This is a genomic window from Bradyrhizobium sp. P2_E8 (assembly GCF_056403875.1).
The window spans coordinates 1-1,392 of sequence record NZ_JBFUES010001427.1 but is presented as its reverse complement, the minus strand read 5'-3'; the positions used below and the strand labels follow the sequence as shown (position 1 = coordinate 1,392).

Annotated in this window: 2 protein-coding genes; both read right to left on the bottom strand. The window is 62.9% G+C overall.

From position 1 onward, the window contains the following. Window positions 1-229: 229 nt before the first annotated feature. Entirely contained in the window at window positions 230-1,072 is an 843-nt protein-coding gene (locus tag AC1D00_RS41105; RefSeq protein ID WP_477014642.1) for an AAA family ATPase, read from the bottom strand. A 96-nt stretch (window positions 1,073-1,168) separates the two neighbouring features. Continuing rightward, a complete protein-coding gene (locus AC1D00_RS41100; RefSeq protein ID WP_477014641.1) occupies window positions 1,169-1,390 on the bottom strand; it encodes a GlsB/YeaQ/YmgE family stress response membrane protein in 222 nt (73 codons plus the stop codon). Window positions 1,391-1,392: the final 2 nt, after the last annotated feature.

Sequence of the window (1,392 nt, the reverse complement as noted above, 5' to 3'; positions counted from 1 at the left end):
ACCCGCGGAAAGATTCTGGATTGCTTCGCTGCGCTCGCAATGACGATGTGGGAGCAGCACGCAAATGCCTCCCCAATGTCGTCCCGGCGAAGGCCGGGACCCATAACCACAGGGAGAGGTTTGACGAAGACTAGTCGTCCGGAACGCCGACTATCCGCATCGATAAATCACGCGGTATGGGTCCCGGCCTTCGCCGGGACGACACCGGGCGTGTGGTTGGCGACGCCGCCTACACTTCCCGTCGGCTCAAGAACGCCAGCCGCTCGAACAAATGCACGTCCTGCTCGTTCTTGAGCAGCGCGCCGTGCAGCGGCGGGATCAGCTTGCGTGGGTCGCGTTCGCGGAGCTGCTCGACGCTCATGTCCTCGTTGAGCAGCAGCTTCAGCCAGTCGAGCAGCTCGGAGGTCGAGGGCTTCTTCTTCAGGCCCGGCACCTCGCGCACCTCGAAGAAGATGCGCAGCGCTTCTTCCACCAGGCGCTTCTTGATGCCGGGGAAGTGGACGTCGACGATCCGGCCCATCGTGTCGGCGTCGGGGAATTTGATGTAGAGGAAGAAGCAGCGGCGGAGAAAAGCGTCCGGCAGCTCCTTCTCGTTGTTGGAGGTGATCATCATGATCGGGCGCTGCTTGGCCTTGATCGTCTCGCCGGTCTCGTAGACATGAAATTCCATGCGGTCGAGCTCGAGCAAGAGGTCGTTCGGGAATTCGATGTCGGCCTTGTCGATCTCGTCGATCAGCAGCACCGGGCGCTGCTCGGCGGTGAAGGCCTCCCACAGCTTGCCGCGCTTGATGTAGTTCCTGATGTCGGAAACCCGCGCATCGCCGAGCTGGCTGTCGCGCAGGCGCGACACCGCGTCGTATTCGTAGAGGCCCTGCTGCGCCTTGGTGGTGGACTTGATGTGCCAGGTCAGAAGCGGTGCGTTCAGCGCCTTCGCCACTTCCTCGGCCAGCACCGTCTTGCCGGTGCCGGGCTCGCCCTTGATGAGGAGTGGGCGCTCCAGCACGATCGAGGCATTGACGGCGACCTTGAGATCGTCGGTCGCAACATAGTCCTTGGTGCCGGTAAATTTCATTGCGCGTCCTTAAATGATCGTCGGCGCGAGGCGCTAAGCCCCGTCGCGACAAGGGAACGGCCGCTCATGGCGGCCGTTCCTGGTTCGGTCAGGCTTTCAGACCCGTTTTATCAGCGAAAGGATGACGAGCACAATCACCGCGCCGATCGTGGCGTCCACGATCGCGCCGACGGTACCGGTCGCGAGCTGGATGTGCAGCTGAGGCAGCACCCAGCCGGCCACCAGTGCGCCGATGATGCCGACGACGATGTTGCCGATCAGCCCAAATCCCGCCCCGTGGACAATCTTGCCGGCGAGCCAGCCGGCGATCGCACCGATGA

Bases quoted from the DNA above. Each gene is read 5' to 3' on its own strand.
- AC1D00_RS41105 (WP_477014642.1), bottom strand. From the start codon at position 1,072: ATGAAATTTACCGGCACCAAGGACTATGTTGCGACCGACGATCTCAAG.